This window comes from Pseudomonas sp. B21_DOA, from assembly GCA_030544685.1.
In the GTDB taxonomy this organism is placed as follows: domain Bacteria; phylum Pseudomonadota; class Gammaproteobacteria; order Pseudomonadales; family Pseudomonadaceae; genus Aquipseudomonas; species Aquipseudomonas fluorescens_AO.
Genome location: CP086683.1, coordinates 884631 through 903140, shown reverse-complemented (window position 1 = coordinate 903140; position 18510 = coordinate 884631). Strand labels below are relative to the sequence as shown.

Sequence of the window (18510 nt, the reverse complement as noted above, 5' to 3'; positions counted from 1 at the left end):
CCGCTTTCGCGAGCAGGCTCGCTCCCACAGTAGGTGTGCTTAATCCATCAGAACGCCATGCGCCATTGACCCGCTACGCCATATGTTCGGCTGTCGTTGCCCAGCTCACCCGTCAAGCCCACGCCCAGCGTGTGCGCCGCTGAAATACCAAGATCGACCCCCGCATCCACCGACAGAGCGTTCCTATCCAGTGCCGCGCCGGTCACTTCGAAACGCTTGCCCCCTTGAGCAGTTGTTGGCGAGTGTCGCTGTCGATCTCGTCGAAGGTATGTTTCCAGCCGGCGCTCAATCGCGGAGTCAAATGCATGCCGTTATCCAGCGTGTTGACCTGCGCAACCCGCAGACCGAAGGTGCTGCTGAAGTTGTCGCGGGTCTGGCCGTAGACTTTCAATGCCGCGTCGCCTCCTTTTTCGTTGTAACTGTCGCGCTGATAACGCTGATAGCCGAGGCTGGCGAAGGGTTCGAGGGTCACGTTGTTGCGGCCCAGGTTGAACCCGGCCTCGGCAAATGCTTGCTGAGTATTGGCGTCGTAATTGCCCTTGAGCCGATCGCTGAAACCCTTGAACGCGACCCGCCGTGTGCTGCTGCCGTCATGGCTGGCGTAGGTAGCGCCGAGACGCAGCGATAGCGGGCCATCCTGACGCACGGCGTAGGCGCCGAGGTGCCAGCTGTCGAGGTCGCCGTCGTACTGGCGGGCATCGAGTTTCGTCTGCGATTTGCCGCCGAGCAGGCCGACATGCCAGTGCTCGTCGAGTCGCCAGTCAGCGCCCATGACCAGCCCTTGAGTGGCATGTTGAAGGATGCCGTCGGCGTCGCGGTCAATCTTGCCGCCGTGGCCCAATGCCTGAAACCACACCCGCCCGGAGCCTTCGCTGCCCGAGGCCTGATGAGTTGAACTGCGCGAGCCGTCAGTAGAGCCGGAACGGTTGTCCAGTTGGCGCATCGCCGAGAGCATGCTCGCACTGACCGGCGTGACACTGCTCAGTGTGGCTTTGGCGAGATTGGCATTGCTGCCGGCGGCGAGTTGATCAAGGGCGATGGGCGCGGTGGTCTTATCGCTGGTGAGTAGTGCGGCGACCGCTGCGTTGGTCGGCCTTGTGGGCTCGGACGCGGGCCGTGGGATAACTGCGCTGGTTTGTGAAGTCACGATTGTGTTTGGTGTAGATGATTCCACCGAAATGGCGTCTTCAGCCAAGGTCGCAACCGAGGCCGGGGCTGGCGATGCTGCTGGGATTGCATCTGCTCTTGAGGCTGGAGCGGGCGTTTGCATCGTAGGTGTTGATATTGGTGCAACGGGGGATCTTGGTGTTTCAGGCTCGATGATACTTTCGCCAAGTGAACCGCCGTTTTCTGAAGTGGCGAGATTTTGAATCGGTTCACCATTGCGAGCGTAAGTCAGTCCAACCGACTTCTTGTTGTATTGAGCTGTGGCGGTCATATAGGCCAGATCGTTCTCTATCCTGCCGAATTCGCCTTTTACCTCTCGGGCCTCAATGATTTTGTATTGGCTGCTCTGCGGATATTCACCGGGAGCCGAAACAATCTTCAGGGTGGCACCTTCGAGTTGGGCTGTACCATCGACCTTGATCGTCTGACCACCAGCGGGAGTGACCTCGTAAGCCAATTCGGCACCAGGCGCCAAGTGCAAATTACCTTTCACTCGCGGTGCGCCAAGCGCTGCATTGACGGTGAGCAGCCCACCCACCTCAAGATTTCCCACCGTGCCTTTACCGGCGAAACTGCCGCCATTCTGGACATACACATCGCCCTTGATGCTGCCGAGGTTGGTCAACGCTCCACCGCTGTTGACCAGAACACCTTCATGGAAATCGCCTTTGGAGCTCAGCGTCCAGTTGCCTTGGGCGACGAATAACCCATTGAAGTTGCGCGTGTCGTTCAACGTGCCGCCATTCGCAGCATTCAGGAACAACACATTATCGCCCTTGCCGCCATCCAGCCGACCCGTGAAGCTTGCGCCGTCGGTTAGGGTAATCAGGTCGTTGACGTCAGTCCCTTTGAACAAGGTTTCCGGTGTCGTAAAGGTTATCGGTACCGTGCTCGCGTCGGTGAGAAAACCCTTTAGCCGTTCCATCGCCTGTTGCTTGGGGTTGGTTTCGGGCTGCTCCGTCGTTTCCATGCTTGGGGGCTGCTCTATTGCTTCAGTGGATTGCTCGGCGTTAGCCAGCGCTACGCCACCCATTGCCAATGAAATAGCCAGAGCCAAGTGTTTTGGTGCGAATAGGTTTTGAGTGGGCATCAAGTTCGACCTCCTTATCGAGAAGACCCAACTCTATTGCTGCCCGAAAAAACCGATGTCGGCCGCTTCCCGCATCTACGCAGGCGACATCGGATGGCTCTGTAGAAAAACTCTCAGCGGGCTGGGCAAACGACGCTTTTGCGCAGCGTCATCCGTTCTTTTTCCTACGGCTTTCTACTAATGACGACTTTTTATCAGCGTGACCTCAGTCGCGTATCTGCATTATTTTGCATCCATAAATCCGATCGCATGAGTTAATCTGCATTTTGTTGCAGATTTTGCGGTGCATGGGCTTATTTGAATGCACTATATTGCATGCGTAAGAGATCCTTCCTCGTTGAAATGCATTGAAATGCACATGGAATCAACATGTACGAACTGACGCTTCAGATCTTCACCGCCGGGCAATGGCACGACGCGATGATTCTTGATTTCGATAATCCGGAAAAAGGCTTCGAAAGCCGCTGCAGTTTTGGCTATGAAGCGGACTATCTGGTGGAAAACATTGAGTTGATCGGGTCGCCTTTTTCCCAAGCCGTGAGTGCCCTGTATCCGCTGGATTGGGAAGGTCGGCGCGCGAAGACGCCAGCCTTTGTCCACGACATCGCACCGGCAGGCGCAGCCAAGCGGTTTCTACTCGCCCGCCTGGGTCAGGAAAGACCCGCCGAGATCAGCGCCGATCTGTTTCTGCTGGGCCGCAGTACACCGGCCCCCATTGGCAACATGCGAATAAAGGAATCGGCGGAAGCAGTCGATGAAAGAAAGCCGATCGGATTCAAGCGCGAGGAGGTCATTAGCCGCGACAATCGCTTTCTTGAATATGCCTACGAGCTGGGCGCGGCCATCAGTGGCGCGACGGGGGCAGGTGGTGAAGCTCCGAAGCTATTACTGGCAGAGAACAGTGCCGGGCTTCTGTATCCCGATGCGGTATTGGACGATGAAGAAGTGCGACAGCACTGGTTCGTGAAATTCGCCAAAAACAGGGGCGGGCAGACCGACCAGGACATCCTGCGCAGCGAATTCCATTACTACAAAGCGCTGCAGACATTGGGCATCGAAACGGTCGCGGCGGAAGGCCTGGCCTTGGAAGAGGCGAGCAAACCGAGTGTGTGGATGCGGCGTTTTGATCGACAAGTGAAAGATGGGGCGGTGTCGCGTTTCGCCGTCGAATCGGTTTATTCGCTGGCTGGAGTGACGACGCCAGGCAGTGCCATGAATCATCTGGAAGTGATCCGCATGCTCGCCGGGCTCTGGCGCAAAGCGGGTCAGGCCAGCCAGATTCCCAGCCTCGTCGCCGATTATCTGCGTCGCGACCTGATCAATAAAATCCTCGGAAACTCCGATAACCACGGTCGTAACACGGCGATTATCCGGCAAGAGAACGCTTTCCAGCTCGCGCCTATTTATGACCTCGCCCCGATGGTCATGGATGACGAAGGCGTGACTCGTACGACCAAGTGGCCAAAAGAGTTGGAGCGGGCGGGAGATGTCGATTGGCGAGGTGTCTGCCGCGTATTGGCCGATAGCGCGGATCCGCACGAATCGTTGACGGGGCTGGATGCCTCAGCGCTGTTCGAAGGCCTGCGCGCGGATGCCCGCCGTCTGGCCGCACTGCCGGATATTCTTGCAGCCAGCGGTTTGCCCGCCAGAACCATGAATCACCCGAGCGTTCACCTGAAAAACCTCGAGCAACGTTTGAAAGAGTGGGACCTGCAATGAGTCTGACCGTCCTCGAGCGCACGGCGCTCATCGAAAGCATTCAGCAAGCGCTGGCCGAAGGCACTCTGGAAATCGGTGACGCCGTGCGCCGTTTACGGGTCGAAGTCACCGGTCTGCATCAGACTCAGTTCGCGAAGATGTGCAAGATTTCAGTGCGCACGCTGGTGCATATCGAACATGGCGAAGGCAATCAGACCCTGAAGTCGCTGAACGCGGTGTTCCGCCCCTTCGGCATGAAAATGGGCGTTGTGCGAATACGCCGGGACACCATTTGAATGCACCTCAACTACGCCGCACATACGCCTTGCCGTAATGCCGCTCCATCCGTGCCTGAATCAGCTCCAGCCCGATCGACATCAGCCAGTAGATGATCGCCGCCGTGGTGAGCATTTCGATGTAGCGATAACTTGAGCGCCCATACGACTGGGCGAGAAACATCACTTCCCAGACGCCCATCACCGAGATCAGCGACGAGTCCTTGAGCATCGAGATGAACTGGTTGGTGGTCGGCGGGATGATGGTGCGCATGGCCTGGGGCAGGGTGATGCGCCAGAAGATCACGCTTTCGCGCAGACCCAGTGCCAGGGAGGCTTCGCGTTGGCCGTGATCGACGCCGAGGATCCCGGCGCGGAAGATTTCGCTCAGGTACGCGCCATAGTTCAGCGACAGGGCAATGATGCCGGCGACGATGGCGCCCGGGACGATGCCCAGTTGCGGCAGGCCGAGGTAGATCAGCAGGATCTGGATCAGCAGCGGCGTGCCGCGAAAGAACGAGGTGTAGAAACTGGCGATGCCGAACGCCACGGCGCTGTTCGACAGGCGCGCCAGCGCGGTGATGAAACCCAGCAGCGAGGAGGCGATGATCGAGCAGGCGCAGAGGAACAGCGTCAGCGCTGCGCCTTGCAGAAATCCGTTCGGCGCCAGCTTCAGGCCGACCAGGTTGGGCAACTTGTCGAGGATGATCGCGAACTTCAGGTCGAAGCTGAGAAAGAATCCGGCGAACAGGCAGAACAGAGCAGCCCAGGTCAGATAAAGGCGCGTACGGAAACCGAAGAGCTTTTGCAGGCGTGTCTCAGCCACCGGTTGCGGTGGCTGTGGCGGGGTCGGAAAGGAAGTCATTGGCTGATATCGGCGCCGATCCATTTCTGCGACAGCTTGCTCAGGGTGCCGTCCTGTTTCAGCTGGGCAAACACCTCGCGTACCTTGGCGTCCCACTGCGGGTCACCCTTTTCGATGGCCACCGAGTTGGGTTCCGAGTAGAGCGGTTCGCCGGCCAGTTTGAAACGCTGGTCCTGGTTCAGGCGCGGCTGCGCGGTGACCAGATTGGTGAGGATCGCATCCAGGCGCACGCCGGCGCCCAGGCCCAGATCCTGGAAGGCGACGTTGTCGGTATCGTACGGAGCGATCTGCACATCCTCGAACGGATACTCCAACTGGGTATCCTCGGCGCCTTCGATGACCAGGTTCTTGTTCAGATAGCTTTCGTAGCTGGAGGCGCTGGTCAGGCCGACCTTTTGCCGCTCAGGTCCTTGGCGCTGTGGATGCGATCGTCCTTGGCATTGACCACAATCACCGCTGGCGAAGCGTAGTACTCGACCGGGAAGTCGAATACTTCGGCGCGGGCCTTGCTCGGGGTCATCGAGCAGATGCAGATGTCGTAGCGCCCGCTCCAGCGGCCGGCGGCGATCACGTCCCAGGACGGCGTTTCCAGACGCAGTTTGACGCCAAGCTTGTCCGCCACCGCTTTGGCAACCTCGACATCGAAACCGTCGAGTTGATTCTGCTCATTGAGAAACGAGAAGGGCGGATAGCTCTCCATCAGCACACCGACCAGCTCTTTTTCTGCTCGACACGGTCCAGCGTCGCGCCGCCGAAGGCTTGGGTGGAGGCCAGAATGGTCAGGCCCAGGGCCAATAGCGGTTGGAATTTCACAGTCGATCCCTGTTGAAAAAAGAGGTTGTTATTAACCGAGTGGTGCGTATTAAATAGTTATAAGAACGACTCTGATAGTGAGTTATTTTCATAAGCATATGAGTGAATCGCATATGAGCGCAGCAGCAACGGTCATTCTCGATGGCGGCATGGGCCGTGAACTGCAACGCGCCGGCGCGCCGTTTCGCCAACCGGAGTGGTCGGCACTGGCGCTGAGTGAAGCGCCGCAGGCGGTCGAGGCGGTGCATGCCGCTTACATCAACAGCGGCGCGGACGTGATCACCAGCAACAGTTACGCGGTGGTGCCGTTTCACATTGGCGAGGCGCGCTTTGCGGCTGAAGGCCAGGCGCTTGCGGCACTGGCTGGGGAGTTGGCGCGGCGGGCCGTGCAGGCATCGGGCAAGCCAGTGCGTGTTGCCGGTTCGTTGCCGCCGCTGTTCGGCTCGTACCGTCCGGACCTGTTCGAAGCGGATCGGGTAAGCGAATTGCTGACGCCGCTGGTCAAGGGGCTGGCCCCGCACGTTGATCTATGGCTGGCTGAAACCCAGAGTTCGATCGTCGAGGCGCGGGCCATTCACGCCGGGTTGCCGAAGGACGGCAAACCGTTCTGGCTGTCGTTCACCCTCAAGGATGAAGACACCGATGAAGTGCCACGCCTGCGCTCCGGTGAGCCGGTAGCCGATGCGGCTGCGGTGGCGGCTCAACTTGGCGTCGAAACCCTGCTGTTCAATTGCAGTCAGCCTGAAGTGATTGGCGCGGCCATCGACGCGGCGCGCGCAACCTTTGAGCGTCTCGGCGTCACGATCAATATCGGCGCGTATGCCAACGCGTTTCCTCCGCAACCGAAAGAAGCCACGGCCAACGACGGGCTCGATCCGTTGCGTGACGATCTCGATCCGCCGGGGTATCTGCACTGGGCGCTGGACTGGCAACAGCGCGGCGCCAGTCATCTGGGTGGCTGCTGCGGGATCGGTCCGGAGCATATTGCGGTGCTGGCGCAAGAACTGCGTCGTTAAGAAAGACCCCGCCAATTGTGGGAGCGAGCCTGCTCGCGAAAGCGGTCAGTCAATATTTGCGGTGACTGACACAGCGCCTTCGCGAGCAGGCTCGCTCCCACAGGGGCTTTGTGACGATCAGCTACGGCACTCGGCCAAGCCTTTCACCTGGCCATCAGGCGTCTGGTTTTCATCGCTCAGCCAGCGCTCGAACCCAGCACCAATCGCTGGCCATTCCCCATCCAGAATCGAATACCACGCGGTGTCGCGGTTCTGGCCCTTGACCACCATGTGCTGGCGGAACACGCCTTCAAAGCTGAAACCCAGACGCTCGGCCGCGTATTTGGAGCGGGCGTTGCCGTTGTTGCATTTCCATTCCAGGCGCCGGTACCCCAACTCGAACGAATATTTGGCCAGCAGGTACACCGCCTCGGTGCTTTTCGGCGAGCGTTGCATTGGCGCACCGAAAGTGACATGGCCGATTTCGATGCGGCCCTGGGCCGGGACGATCGACATCAGGCTGAGGATGCCTTGCACCTGACCCGTCGCACGGTCGATGACGCTGAAAAAATACGGGTCGCTGTTGGCCGCATGATTGTTCAGCCAGTCGTTGAACGCGCTGCGCTCGGGAAACGGCCCGTAAGGCAAGTAATCCCAGAGTTTCGGATCGGCACCGGGGCCTTCGAGGGCGGCGTAAAGCTGCTCGGCATGGCGCGCCGGGTCGAGTTTTTCCAGACGAATGAAACGGCCCTCGAGCAGGGTGGCGGAGGGGCGGGGACGCCTTTCCAGTCAGCGAGTGAAGCGGTCATGTGCGCGTCTCCTTACAGGGCCTTGCGAAATTGGATGAAGCCCGGGCGTTCAGCGATGCGCTCGTAGAGCTGGATCGCCGTTGCATTGGTTTCGTGGGTCAGCCAGTGGACTTTGCAGCAGCCATCGGCCTTGGCGGTAGCGTAGACATGCTCGATCAACCGCCGACCGACACCGGTGCCACGGGCTTCCGGCGCTACCAGCAGATCCTGGAGATAGCAGGAATTTTCGACGCTCCAGTTCGAGCGGTGATAGATGTAGTGCACCATGCCCAGCGCTTTGCCCTCGGCCCAGGCGAGGGTGGCGTGGGTCGGTTCGTTCGGGTCGAGAAAGCGCTGCCAGGTGCTTTGGGTCACGGCGTCTGGCAGCTCGGTATTGTAGAAGCGCAGGTAGGCCTGCCACAGGGGCAGCCAGGTGGCGTGGTCATTGGCGCTGACCGGGCGAATGTCGATCTGGGTCATGCGGGTTTCCTTAGCGCATCAAGCGGGCGAGGGTCTGGTCGTTGGCGTCGGGGCTGGCGGCAAGGCCGTCGCGCACGCCGGCGATATCTTCGGCGCTGCGGTTCTGGCTGAGCTTGCGTTTGCCCTCGAGGCGGTCGATGGGAATGGCAAAACCGACAATGGCCTTGAGCATGCCATCAATGTAATCGGCCGGTGCATCATCGACCGACCATGGCTGGGCGCGGCCCGCTTCGTGACGGTCAGTAAGGGTGCTGACGATATCGAGCAGGCGCCCGCCATCGCTGAAGGTTTCGGCATGGCCGTAGGCGTGCACGGCGATATAGTTCCAGGTCGGCACGACCTTGCCGTGCTCGGCTTTGCTCGGGTAGAAGCTCGGGCTGACGTAGGCGTCTGGTCCGGCAAAGATCAGCATCGCCTCGGCGCCGTCCCGCAGGTCCTTCCACTGCGGATTGGCCTTGGCCAGATGGCCATAGAGCGTGCCGTACTCACCCTGTTCGCGATGCAGCAGCACCGGCACGTGGCTGGCTTGCAGGCCGCTCGCACCGTGGCTGACGAGAATGGCCAGGCGCGTGGCGAGGATCAGTTCGTGCAGTTGGGACAAGTCTTCGATGGCAAAGGCGCTTGGCGTGTACATGGACAGATTTTCCTTGGCGAATGCCTGCATCCTAGGCAGGCTATTGGTCCGTTGTAAGAGCCATTGATGAGCCATTTCATAGGTCCATTGCCATGCCTGAACTACCGCCGCTGTCGATGCCTTTCAATCCGGCCGGAATCGAACTCGATCGCCGTCAGGGCCTGAGCCGCCAGCTCTATCAGGCCTTGCGCCAGCGGGTGCTTGATAGGCGCCTCGTTAGCGGCACGCGATTGCCGGCCAGCCGTGACCTGGCCGCGGCGCTGGGCATTTCCCGCAACAGCGTGGTGCGCGCCTACGATCAGTTGTATGCCGAAGGCTTTATCGAAGGACGCGTCGGCGACGGTACTTACGTGGCGCAATTGGCTCATGCGTCCACGTCGAAGAAAAACTATCCACAAATTCATCCACAGGCTTGTCAACAGACTTACCCACAGCCTTATCCACAAATTGGCTGGATTTACCTGTGAATCCATCCAGCAAAGTTATCCACAGTGACGGATTTTCCCGCATCGAAAAGCATCATTTGCCGCGACCACCGAGCGGTCCGCCGCGGGCCTTTAGGGTGGGCGTGCCGGCATTCGATCTGTTTCCGTTCGAGGTCTGGGCCAAGCTGAACGCGGCTTTCTGGCGTAAACCGGATCTGCAGCAACTGTGTTACGGCGATCCGGCCGGCGATGCACGACTGCGCGGCATGATCGCCGCTTATTTGCGCAGTTCCCGCGGCATGCAGTGCACGGCTGAGCAAATTGTGATCACCAGTGGCGCGCAGCAGGGCATCAGCCTTTGTGCACAGTTGCTGGTCGAGCCTGGGGACGGCGTGGCGATCGAGAATCCGGGCTATCGCGCCGCCGGGCATGCCTTCGCTGTAGCGGGGGCGAAATTGCATGGGGTGGCGGTAGACAGCGATGGCATCGACTGCAGCGCCATGGCTCAGCTCAGCGATTGTCGGGTGGCTTACGTCACGCCGTCCCATCAGTACCCGACCGGCGTGGTGATGAGCCTGGCCCGGCGTCTGGAGTTGCTCGCCTGGGCCGAGCGTGTCGGTGGCTGGATCGTCGAGGATGATTACGATGGCGAGTACCGCTACACCGGCGCACCGCTGGCGCCGTTGGCGGCACTTGATCGTCAGGGTCGTGTGCTCTACGTCGGCACGTTTGGCAAAGTCGCTTTTCCGGCTTTGCGCCTTGGTTATCTGGTGCTGCCGCCCGCGCTGGTCGACGCGTTCGCGCAACGCCGCGCCGTCGATGTTCGGCACTCGGAGGTCAGCACGCAAGCGGTGATGGCCGAATTCATGGCCGCCGGGCATTTCCAGCGGCATATCCGCCGCATGCGCCGGGCTGCGCTGAGCCGACGCAACTGCCTGCTCGAAGGCTGGCCGACGGTCGCCGGCGTCGGTCAACTGCCCGCCGTGCCGGCCGGGCTGCACCTGACCGTCGCCGTGGACAGCATCGAGCGCGAGCAGCAATTGATCGCTCAGGCCGCTGAGGTCGATGTCGAAATCAACGGCCTGAGCAGTTACTGGTTGCCGGACTCGACTACACCGATGGCCCAGCGCGCCGGCCTGGTGCTGGGTTTTGCCGCTGTGCCGGAGTCTGCGATCACAGCGGCACTGGCGCGCTTGCGACAGGTTTGGCGAGATTGAAGAACAACGCTTCGGCCGAGCGACTGGAAATTTCGCTGCGATGGATTTCAATCAGTTGCTGGTTGCTTTGCTGGCTGGGCTCGTAGGCGCCGCCCATCCGTTGTTGGGCGACGGTTTTCATATGCCCGCGAATGAACGATGGATCAGGCGCGTCGGCGCTGCTGTAGTGAAAATGGGCGTAGCACAGGACCTTGTCATTGTGAGCATCACGAATCCGGTACTCGTCGAGGAAATCATGCTGGCGGTGTCGGATGGGCCGCCGGGTCACGGTTTTATCGATGGTTATTTCCCCTTTTCCTTCAGCCACTGCACGCCCGCCGCCGTGGGTAGCTGCTGTTTGACCAGACGAATGCGCGTGCTGGTGCCTTTCTCTTCCAGGTTTTTCGCCGCCTTGTCGAGCGCGTGATTGAGCGTTTCGGAGGGTTCATGCTGGCCGGCGGTAAGGTTCTTGGCGGTCAGGGCTTCGTCGATCGCCGCAATGGCCGTGCGTAGAAGTGCGGCGTGCTGGTGGTATTCCTCCTCGACCTCCACCGGGATCCGCGCGCCGCGTTTGAGGCGCGCCTCGATGCGCCGATGGAATGCCGCCAGACCATCGATCAGCGTCTGGCCGTCGCGAACGCTTTTTCAAGTCGGCTGCGGATGTTGGTGTCGGTGCAGGCGGCGTTCGCTGTTCGACCCAGACACCGGGCGACTCTTCGTGAAAAGTGGCAATGACACCCGTCAGAGGAGCGCGAACTTCCATCAGGTCGGTCGTGTTATCACCGACGCTTTTCTTGCGTTCGCCGACCACGGTGCCTTTTGATCGTGTCTGGAAAATCTGTCGATTCGAGGCAGACGCGGATGACCTTGACGTTCCGGCCTGCGGCACCAGCAAATGCCGGTAGCGCAGCAGGTCGGCGAGGCGTTTGTCGGCGGCCGCTTTGAATGCAATCACCCGCGTTTGTACATGTTTGAGTCGGTCAGTGTGGAGCTGGTCGGAGTATTCGCTGGCCAGATCGTTGAAGCGCTGGTCTACCGAGTCGAACTGTTGTGCAACGTTGCTCAAGGCGTCAATGCGTCCGCGCAGATCGCCCAGGCCTTCATCGGCGCTCAGGTCCAGCGAGCTCTGGATATTCAGTGCAGCGTCTTCGACCAGATCGGCCAACGCCTGTTGAGCGCTGGCATGATCCGCGGTGTCGCCAGGCTTGATACATATTCGCTCGGCGAGGCTGATTTGCAGCACCTTGAGGTCATCCAACTGGTAATCCGGCAGGGCGTTCTGATACACACGCATTGCCTCCACAGCGTCTTTTCCCAACAGCTTCATTTCTTCGAAGCAGGCTTGTGCCGCCTCCATTTTCTCGATGATGCTTTGAGTGACGTCATTCAGGCTCACGGCCGCCAGACTGAATGCCTCTGGATCGGCGTTCGCCCCATCCGCGATCATCGTCTGCATACCCTCGACACTCTGTTGAAACTGAGAAGAGTGCTCGCTGAGCCACTCCTGGCCCAAAAACAACTGCATCTGCAAGCGCTCGGTCATGACGGTGCGGTAATTGGGAATAGTCTGGTTGAGGTTCAACTCTTTGATCTGTTGAATGTTCGACGCGTACTCCTGATGTTGTGCATCCAGTGTGGCGAGATATTCGGTGCGTGCCTGTGCACGGGCCTGCGGCAGAGCATCGCGCAAGGCATCTCGATCGGCGTTCAGGCGGGTCTCCTTGGTATGCAGTGTTGTATCGAACTTGGCAATTTTCTCGCAGAGCGCTTTCGCGACGGCCTGCCTGCTGTCCCGGGATTTTTGCAGTGCCGAGTCCAGGCCGCCGCCGCGCAGACGCAGGCGCAAATCGATCACCCACTCGCCCCTGGCGGAATAGGCCAGCGTCGGACCGATGCGGTGTGGTTGTTGGCGCGAGTCGATAATCTGTACGTTGCCGAGCGCGTTGCGCATCACTTCGAACCAGCGCCGACCGACCTGGGCGTACCAGGTCTTACCGTGGGCGTAGAGGCCTTGGTGCGTGCCTTTGCTTGCAGCGGCGCCGAGACCTTTGGGAGGGTCGACGGTGAAACCGTCGAGGAGCTTGGCCAGTGCCTGCGGCGACCGTTTCAGTGCGGTGATGATGTCGATGGAGGTAGTGTGGGCGCCGGGCAGTTCAGCGCTGGTGATATCTGGCAGTTGCAGTGCTTTGGGGACTTTGGCGGCCGCTTTGATGGGCTTTGTTTCTTCTTCTGCCTGGGCCACCCGTTCACGTGGCGGTGCTTCGCCAACGGCCGCTCGATGTGCGAGCACCATGCCCAAGGCCAGGAGGATGTCGGCAATTGCGGTCCATGCAACCTTGCCCGACGGCTGGTTGGCGACATCGGTAACCTCTTGCAGATCGTCCATGATTTGCCAGATCCATGCCGCCGTGCCGACGCTGCGTCCCAGGAACGGCAGAGCGGCATTGAACATCAGCCAGCCGCCCTGCTTCAGGGTGGCCCAGCGTGCCTCGGCGTTGGACACCGATTGGCGGTCGGCTTGGGTGAGCAGGGCCTTCACGTTGCGTTCATGCAGCGTGTCCAGCACATTGCCGGTCAGCGCTTGTGTGCCCAATGCGACCGGGCCGGACATGTCCAGAGCCGTCGTCGGATTGACCAGCATCTGCGGGATTGTCCATATCGATGGCAGCCTGGCGGTAAAGACGAACTGGCTGTAGTTGAAACGTACATCATCGGCCAGCCACGCCAGCACCGAATCGCGCAGATGTCGCGAATGCTGGATCGCGTAGAGGAGGTTGGCCTATCCGGGGAATTGCATCAACGTCATCTCGAAGAGCGGACGGTAAAGCAGGCAGGGACCTTTGTTCACCTCGCGCGGGCCGATGACGTACATATTGGCCACGCTGTCGGCTGCGCAGCTGCTGCGGTGTGCAACGAAGGCCAGTGGACGGACCACGATTTCCTGACCATCGACGTATCGTTCTGCGTCGGTCGCCGCCAGTGCTGCTGCAACGTAGCGGTACCCCGCATCATCAATGTCTGCTCTGCCCTGGATCTTGTGTTGCAACGCCAGCAATGGCAGCTCGATGCGTAGCTGGCCGGTGTATAACGCTTTCAAGGCTGACGCCTGATCGGCGTCGTCTATCAGGCGCGCCTTCAGGTACGCCGGATAGGTCCTGCCGATATCCACGGCGCTGACCAGTTTTTCCAGATAGGCCACAGTCATCCAGTCAGGCGCTGAGCTGGCAGCTTTGTAGTTCACGGTCTTGTTGCCCAATGGCAGGCCGGCAAGGTTCTGCAGGGCCAGTTCCGGCAACGTCAGGGTCTGGGTGCTGGTATTGCCGGGCAATACGAACGTTCCCCAGACCACGAGGCTGGTGATCGTAATCTCGATGTCATCGAGCTTGATGTCCTTGGCACTCGGCTGGTCCTTCGACATCTGCTCCATCAGGGCATCACGAGTGTATGCGTGCAGGCCGATGACCTCGCTTTGAAACGTTTTGCCGTTGTGTTCATGTTGCACCGTGGTCAGGTCCAGCAGATGCCGGCTGTAGCGCGCCTGATCGACGGCCGACGCATCGTTCAGCCACGGCGGCAGCATCGGTCGCAGACGTTCGAAATGTTCCTCAAGGCGCGGGGTTGGTTCGGCGCTCTGGCCCTGGGTACCGGTGTGCGGATAGGCGCGGTTGAGCGGCCGGTCAGCAAAAAAATTGATTCTGCCCAGCGCGTCGGCCTCGAGCGAAATCAAGGTGCAGGCCTGATGGTCAAAAAGTTGCCCTGCGGTTCGACCAGCCGCCACGTGAGTTTCGGATCTGCGGGGGTTGCGCCGAAGCGTTGCTGCAGATCTTCGCCAAGCGCTTGCAGCGAATCGAAGGACTGGAAACCCCGGGTGACCGCGTGAGTGAGAACCACGGTACGTTGTGCATCCGTACCAATCAGCACCGCCATATCGAGCAGGGTCATGTGTGCGTTCTGTCCGGCGCCCTCCCGGTCGAGGTCGATCAGGCAGGCGCGGGTGGTGTATTTGTCGTTGGCCATGCGCTGCAGTCTGTCGGGCTCCCGGAAAACCGCCTCGGCGACGGCGGTTTGAGTGGCATCCCGGCCAAGGCTGGCATCGGCTTTCCATAAATTGCGCAACGCTTGCGACAATTGCTGCCAGCGCGGCTGCCCGGGGTAGGTGAACTCATCCCAGTATTTGACGTGCTGTTCTTTGTAAGCGATGAACAACAGGGGGCGAGTTCATTGAGCAGCAGGCTGATCGCTTCGATTTTAACTGGCAGTTGAACGGGGGCAGGCCACGCGGGCTGCTGGGTCAGATAGTGCTCGCCGTCCAGGTACGTCACGGTTCTGCCGGTCATGCCGAGGCGTACGAGCGCATCCGTCAGCGTTTCAACGTTGGGCCGACCGGCGAAGACCTGATCGTTGTCGATCTCCCACGTCGGCTCTACGACCATGGCCAGTTGCGGATCGATCTCGAGGTCGGGATACAGCGTCTTCAGTGCCGGGACCAGCGTTTTCGCGGCGACTTCATGGAGTGAAGGGCCGGTGACCAGTTGGGTCACGATATCGACGGCACTGGGTGTGGGGAGTTCGGGCATCAGTGATTCCTGCTCTGTCGGGCGCCGAAAGCCGGCGGATCACGGCAAGGTAAAAGGCGCTACGTTCGCGCGTGCGGTACATAGATCTGCCAGGCAAAAAAGACCCGCGTGTGCGGGTCCTGGATGCGGCGCGGGAATCAGGTCCCGGATTTGATTTTGGTCCACGCCCGCGTCCGCGCGCGTTCGGCATCCCGAGGCAGCGGTTGCAAGGTGTACAGCGTGTTCATGGCAGCGTCGGTCGGGTACAGGTTCGGGTTGTTGCGTATCGCCGGATCGACCAGGCCAGTGGCGTCCTTGTTCGGGTTGGGGTAGCCGACAAAATCGCTGACCGGGGCAATCACCGCCGGTTGCAGCAGATAGTTGATGAAGGTGTAAGCGTCCTCGGTGTTCTTCGCGCCTTTGGGAATGGCGAGCATGTCGAACCAGATCGGCGCACCCTCTTTGGGCAAGCGCATGTCGACCACCACGCCGTTTTTCGCTTCCTTGGCGCGGTTGGCTGCTTGCGAGAAGCTGCCGGAATAACCGACGGCCACGCAGATGTCGCCGTTGGCGATATCAGCCATGTATTTGGAGGAATGGAAGTAGGTCACGTAAGGGCGAATCTTCATCAGCAGCGCTTCGGCCCTGGCGTAATCCGCCGGCTTCTTGCTGTTGGGGTCGAGGCCGAGGTGCTGCAGGGCCAGCGGCAGAATCTCCGACGGCGAGTCGAGCAGGGCGACGCCGCACTGCTTGAGCTTGCTGATGTTCTCCTCCTTGAAGATCAGGTCCCAACTGTCCACGGGCGCGTTGTCACCCAGCGCTGCCTTGACCTTGGCCGGGTTGAAACCAATGAGGATGGTGCCGTACATGTACGGCACGGCAAACTTGTTTCCCGGATCATTGGCTTCGATCAGCTTCATCAGTTTCGGATCGAGGTGATTCCAGTTCGGCAGCTTGCTGCGATCCAGCGGCTGGAACACCCCGGCCTCGATCTGCTTGGCGAGGAACACGTTGGACGGCACCACCACGTCATAGCCAGAATTGCCGGTGAGCAACTTGGCCTCGAGTGCTTCGTTGGTGTCAAAGATGTCGTAGATCAGTTTGGTCTGGCTGTTCTGGGCCTTGAAGTCGTCCAGCGCCTTGGGCGTGATGTAGTCGAACCAGTTGTAGACGCGCAGCGTGCGTTCTTCGGCGTGGGCGCCAGCACTCAGCAGGGCCGCGCACAGCGCCAAGGCGATCAGTCGCTTTTTCATTGTTCAAAACCTTCCAGCACGTTCACTGCGTTGATGCCGATTTCCTCTACCGCGTAGCCACCTTCCATGACGAACAGGGTCGGCTTGCCGAGGGCGGCAATGCGCTTGCCCATGGCCAGGTAATCCGGGCTGTCGAGTTTGAACTGCGAGATCGGGTCGTCTTTGAACGTATCGACGCCGAGGGAGACGACGATGATGTCCGCGCCATAGCGATCGATCTCGTCGCAGGCCTGATCCAGCGCCGCGCTCCAGACATCCCAGCCGGAACCGGCCGGCAGCGGATAGTTGAAATTGAAACCTTCACCGGCACCTTCGCCACGCTCGTCGTCGTAGCCGAGGAAGAATGGAAACTCCGCTTCCGGGTGGCCGTGGATCGAAGTGAACAGGACGTCGCTGCGTTCGTAGAAAATCGACTGAGTGCCGTTGCCATGGTGGTAGTCGACGTCAAGAATCGCGACTTTCTTGTGGCCCTGATCGAGAAAGGCCTGAGCGGCGATGGCGGCGTTGTTGAGGTAGCAATAACCGCCCATCAAGTCGCTGGCGGCGTGATGTCCCGGCGGACGGCACAGGGCGAAGGCCGCGCGTGCGCCACGCTGGATTTCAGCCTGCGCGGTCAGGGCCACTTGCGCTGCGCTGTAGGCCGCTTGCCAGGTGCCGGCGGTAATCGGCGCGCCGCCGTCGAAGCTGTAATAACCGAGCTGGCCATGCAGGCTGGTCGGTTTGATCGCACGCAGGGTGCGCGCCGGCCAGGTGTAGGGCAGCAAGTCGCCGTCAGTGTTGAACTCGGTCCAGCGCTGCCATGCACCTTTGAAAAACTCCAGATAGTCGCGGCTGTGAATGCGCGCGATCGGCTCCAGGCCGAAATCCTTCGGCGCTTCGACCGCACCGAGGTTTTGCTTGTGCACGCGTTGCAGCACATGGTCGGCACGCGACGGCATCTCGAAGCACGGCTTGAGCTGGCCATCGATGAGTTCGCAGCGGCCATGGTGCAAGTGGTGATCGTCTGAGTAGATCGTCAGCATTTGTTGTTCTCCGCAAGGCTGATTCGGTGGCCTTCAGTGTTGCGGCGCAAGTTGAATCGGAGAACGTCGGGAGCGGCCAAAAGGGGATCGATATGGCCAAAACCTCTGACCGAAATTCGCCCCTTGTTCATGCAGGCTCATGCCTGGAGCAGCCATCAATGCGGTCTGAACTGACTCGGCGCCACGCCACTCCAGCGCACAAACGCATGGCGGAAACTCGCGGTCTCGCTGAAGCCCAGCGTCTCGGCGATCCGATAGATCGGCAGCTGATCCTCACACAACATCTGCTTGGCCCGTTCAAAGCGCAGTTCATCGAGCAGCTCCTGATAGCTGCTGCCCATGTCTTTCAAATGCCGACGCAGGGTGCGCGGTGAGCACTTCATCTGCTGTGCCAGACCTTCCAGTCCCGGCGCGGCATTCAATTGTGCGCTGAGCAACTGCCGAATCCGCCCCAGCCAGGCCTGACGTCCGGTGAACTCCAGATTCTGCTTGCGGCAGCGCTCGGCCATCGCTTGATGGGTAATGGCGTCGGCCAGCGGCAGCGGCTGATCGAGCCAGTGGCGGTCGAAGGCGAAGGCGTTGTCCTTGGCCGAAAAGTGCAGCGGCGAGTTGAAGGGTTCAGCGTAGCTGGCGCGGTAGTCCGGTGCGGCATGTTCGAAGCGCGTGGCGCGCAGCGGCAACGGGTGGCCGAGCAAGTCGTCGCAGATGACTTTCAGCGACACCAGACAGAATTCGGCGTTGAACACCGCCATCGCCGCGCTTTCACGGTAATCAGCAGCGACGAACCAGACCTGCTCGCCATCGTCTTCCAGGCTCAGTTCGAACAACGTGCCCAACAGCGCCGGATAACGGATCGCCAGCCGCAAAGCGTCACCGAAGGTGGCACAGGTCAGCAGGGCGTAACCGAGCATGCCGTAACAGGACACGTGCATGCGTCGGCCCAATTCGAGACCGATGTCACGCTTGAGCGCAACCGCGTTGGTGCAGACCTGCATCTCTTGATGGGTGGTGATGCGCGTATCGGCACGCTGCAGATCCGCCGCCACGATGCCGCTGCCAGCCAGCAGCGCCTCGCTCGACAGGCCTTCGGCCTTGAACGTGTTGAGGATCAGCGAGACCGCGTTGAGGGTGGTGAGGTGGGAGTGGAGCATGGGATCTTCCAGCCTGGAGGTGGCTGGAACGCAGCAATTTATATGCCGTACAAAAATCCTTGGTGGGAGCGAGCCTGCTCGCGAAAGCGGTGTGTCAGGCAC

The 18510-nt window shown here is 60.2% G+C and carries 14 protein-coding genes and 4 pseudogenes; 6 read left to right on the top strand and 12 right to left on the bottom strand.

All coding sequences use genetic code 11. The features are described 5' to 3' along the window. Positions 1-47 precede the first annotated feature (47 nt). Positions 48-2257, bottom strand: a pseudogene (locus LJU32_04340) (autotransporter domain-containing protein). A 369-nt stretch (positions 2258-2626) separates the two neighbouring features. Here LJU32_04340 and LJU32_04335 point away from each other — a divergent pair. Then, positions 2627-3976, top strand: coding sequence for a HipA domain-containing protein (locus LJU32_04335; protein ID WKV89613.1), 1350 nt, complete (start codon positions 2627-2629; stop codon positions 3974-3976). Continuing rightward, a complete protein-coding gene (locus tag LJU32_04330; protein ID WKV89612.1) occupies positions 3973-4251 on the top strand; it encodes a helix-turn-helix domain-containing protein in 279 nt (92 codons plus the stop codon). The genes LJU32_04335 and LJU32_04330 overlap by 4 nt, the downstream gene beginning before the upstream one ends. 7 nt (positions 4252-4258) lie before the next feature. On the opposite strand, the gene LJU32_04325 is transcribed toward LJU32_04330, so the two are convergent. Beyond that, positions 4259-5095, bottom strand: coding sequence for an amino acid ABC transporter permease (locus LJU32_04325; GenBank protein ID WKV89611.1), 837 nt, complete (start codon positions 5093-5095; stop codon positions 4259-4261). Continuing rightward, positions 5092-5908, bottom strand: a pseudogene (locus tag LJU32_04320) (ABC transporter substrate-binding protein). The gene LJU32_04325 and the pseudogene LJU32_04320 overlap by 4 nt, the downstream one beginning before the upstream one ends. 113 nt (positions 5909-6021) lie before the next feature. Here LJU32_04320 and LJU32_04315 point away from each other — a divergent pair. Then, positions 6022-6924, top strand: coding sequence for a homocysteine S-methyltransferase family protein (locus LJU32_04315; protein WKV89610.1), 903 nt, complete (start codon positions 6022-6024; stop codon positions 6922-6924). 117 nt (positions 6925-7041) lie between these two features. On the opposite strand, the pseudogene LJU32_04310 reads toward LJU32_04315, so the two are convergent. From LJU32_04310 to LJU32_04300, 3 genes and pseudogenes are all read right to left on the bottom strand, one after another. Further along, positions 7042-7712, bottom strand: a pseudogene (locus LJU32_04310) (GNAT family N-acetyltransferase). Between the two features lie 12 nt (positions 7713-7724). Then, positions 7725-8171 (bottom strand): GNAT family N-acetyltransferase, encoded by a 447-nt coding sequence (locus LJU32_04305; protein ID WKV89609.1) that lies wholly within the window; start codon positions 8169-8171, stop codon positions 7725-7727. A 10-nt stretch (positions 8172-8181) separates the two neighbouring features. Continuing rightward, positions 8182-8805 carry an FMN-binding negative transcriptional regulator gene (locus tag LJU32_04300; protein WKV89608.1) on the bottom strand — a complete coding sequence of 208 codons (624 nt, stop codon included), beginning with the start codon at positions 8803-8805 and terminating at the stop codon, positions 8182-8184. Between the two features lie 92 nt (positions 8806-8897). On the opposite strand from LJU32_04300, the pseudogene LJU32_04295 reads away from it, so the two are divergent. Together LJU32_04295 and LJU32_04290 are read left to right on the top strand one after the other, a co-directional pair. Next, a pseudogene (locus LJU32_04295) lies at positions 8898-10447 on the top strand (PLP-dependent aminotransferase family protein). A gap of 40 nt (positions 10448-10487) precedes the next feature. Continuing rightward, positions 10488-10853 (top strand): hypothetical protein, encoded by a 366-nt coding sequence (locus LJU32_04290; protein WKV89607.1) that lies wholly within the window; start codon positions 10488-10490, stop codon positions 10851-10853. An 18-nt stretch (positions 10854-10871) separates the two neighbouring features. Here LJU32_04290 and LJU32_04285 read toward each other — a convergent pair whose 3' ends face one another. Genes LJU32_04285 through LJU32_04275 form a run of 3 tightly spaced genes read right to left on the bottom strand, consistent with a single transcriptional unit; the run spans position 10872 to position 14632 of the window. Then, positions 10872-13157 carry a hypothetical protein gene (locus LJU32_04285; protein WKV89606.1) on the bottom strand — a complete coding sequence of 762 codons (2286 nt, stop codon included), beginning with the start codon at positions 13155-13157 and terminating at the stop codon, positions 10872-10874. Between the two features lie 48 nt (positions 13158-13205). Then, positions 13206-14153, bottom strand: coding sequence for a hypothetical protein (locus LJU32_04280; protein WKV89605.1), 948 nt, complete (start codon positions 14151-14153; stop codon positions 13206-13208). Further along, positions 14150-14632 (bottom strand): hypothetical protein, encoded by a 483-nt coding sequence (locus tag LJU32_04275; GenBank protein WKV89604.1) that lies wholly within the window; start codon positions 14630-14632, stop codon positions 14150-14152. Before LJU32_04275 ends, LJU32_04280 begins: the two co-directional genes overlap by 4 nt. Positions 14633-14724: 92 nt before the next feature. Between LJU32_04275 and LJU32_04270 the strand changes: the two genes are divergently transcribed. Next, positions 14725-14943: a hypothetical protein gene (locus tag LJU32_04270; GenBank protein ID WKV89603.1), complete on the top strand. Its 219-nt coding sequence runs from the start codon at positions 14725-14727 to the stop codon at positions 14941-14943. A 197-nt stretch (positions 14944-15140) separates the two neighbouring features. Here LJU32_04270 and LJU32_04265 read toward each other — a convergent pair whose 3' ends face one another. The 3 genes from LJU32_04265 to LJU32_04255 form a co-directional block, all read right to left on the bottom strand. Next, positions 15141-16235: a polyamine ABC transporter substrate-binding protein gene (locus LJU32_04265; GenBank protein WKV89602.1), complete on the bottom strand. Its 1095-nt coding sequence runs from the start codon at positions 16233-16235 to the stop codon at positions 15141-15143. Beyond that, positions 16232-17257 carry a histone deacetylase family protein gene (locus LJU32_04260; GenBank protein WKV89601.1) on the bottom strand — a complete coding sequence of 342 codons (1026 nt, stop codon included), beginning with the start codon at positions 17255-17257 and terminating at the stop codon, positions 16232-16234. The genes LJU32_04265 and LJU32_04260 overlap by 4 nt, the downstream gene beginning before the upstream one ends. Before the next feature lie 155 nt (positions 17258-17412). Then, positions 17413-18408, bottom strand: coding sequence for an AraC family transcriptional regulator (locus LJU32_04255; protein WKV89600.1), 996 nt, complete (start codon positions 18406-18408; stop codon positions 17413-17415). Positions 18409-18510: the final 102 nt, after the last annotated feature.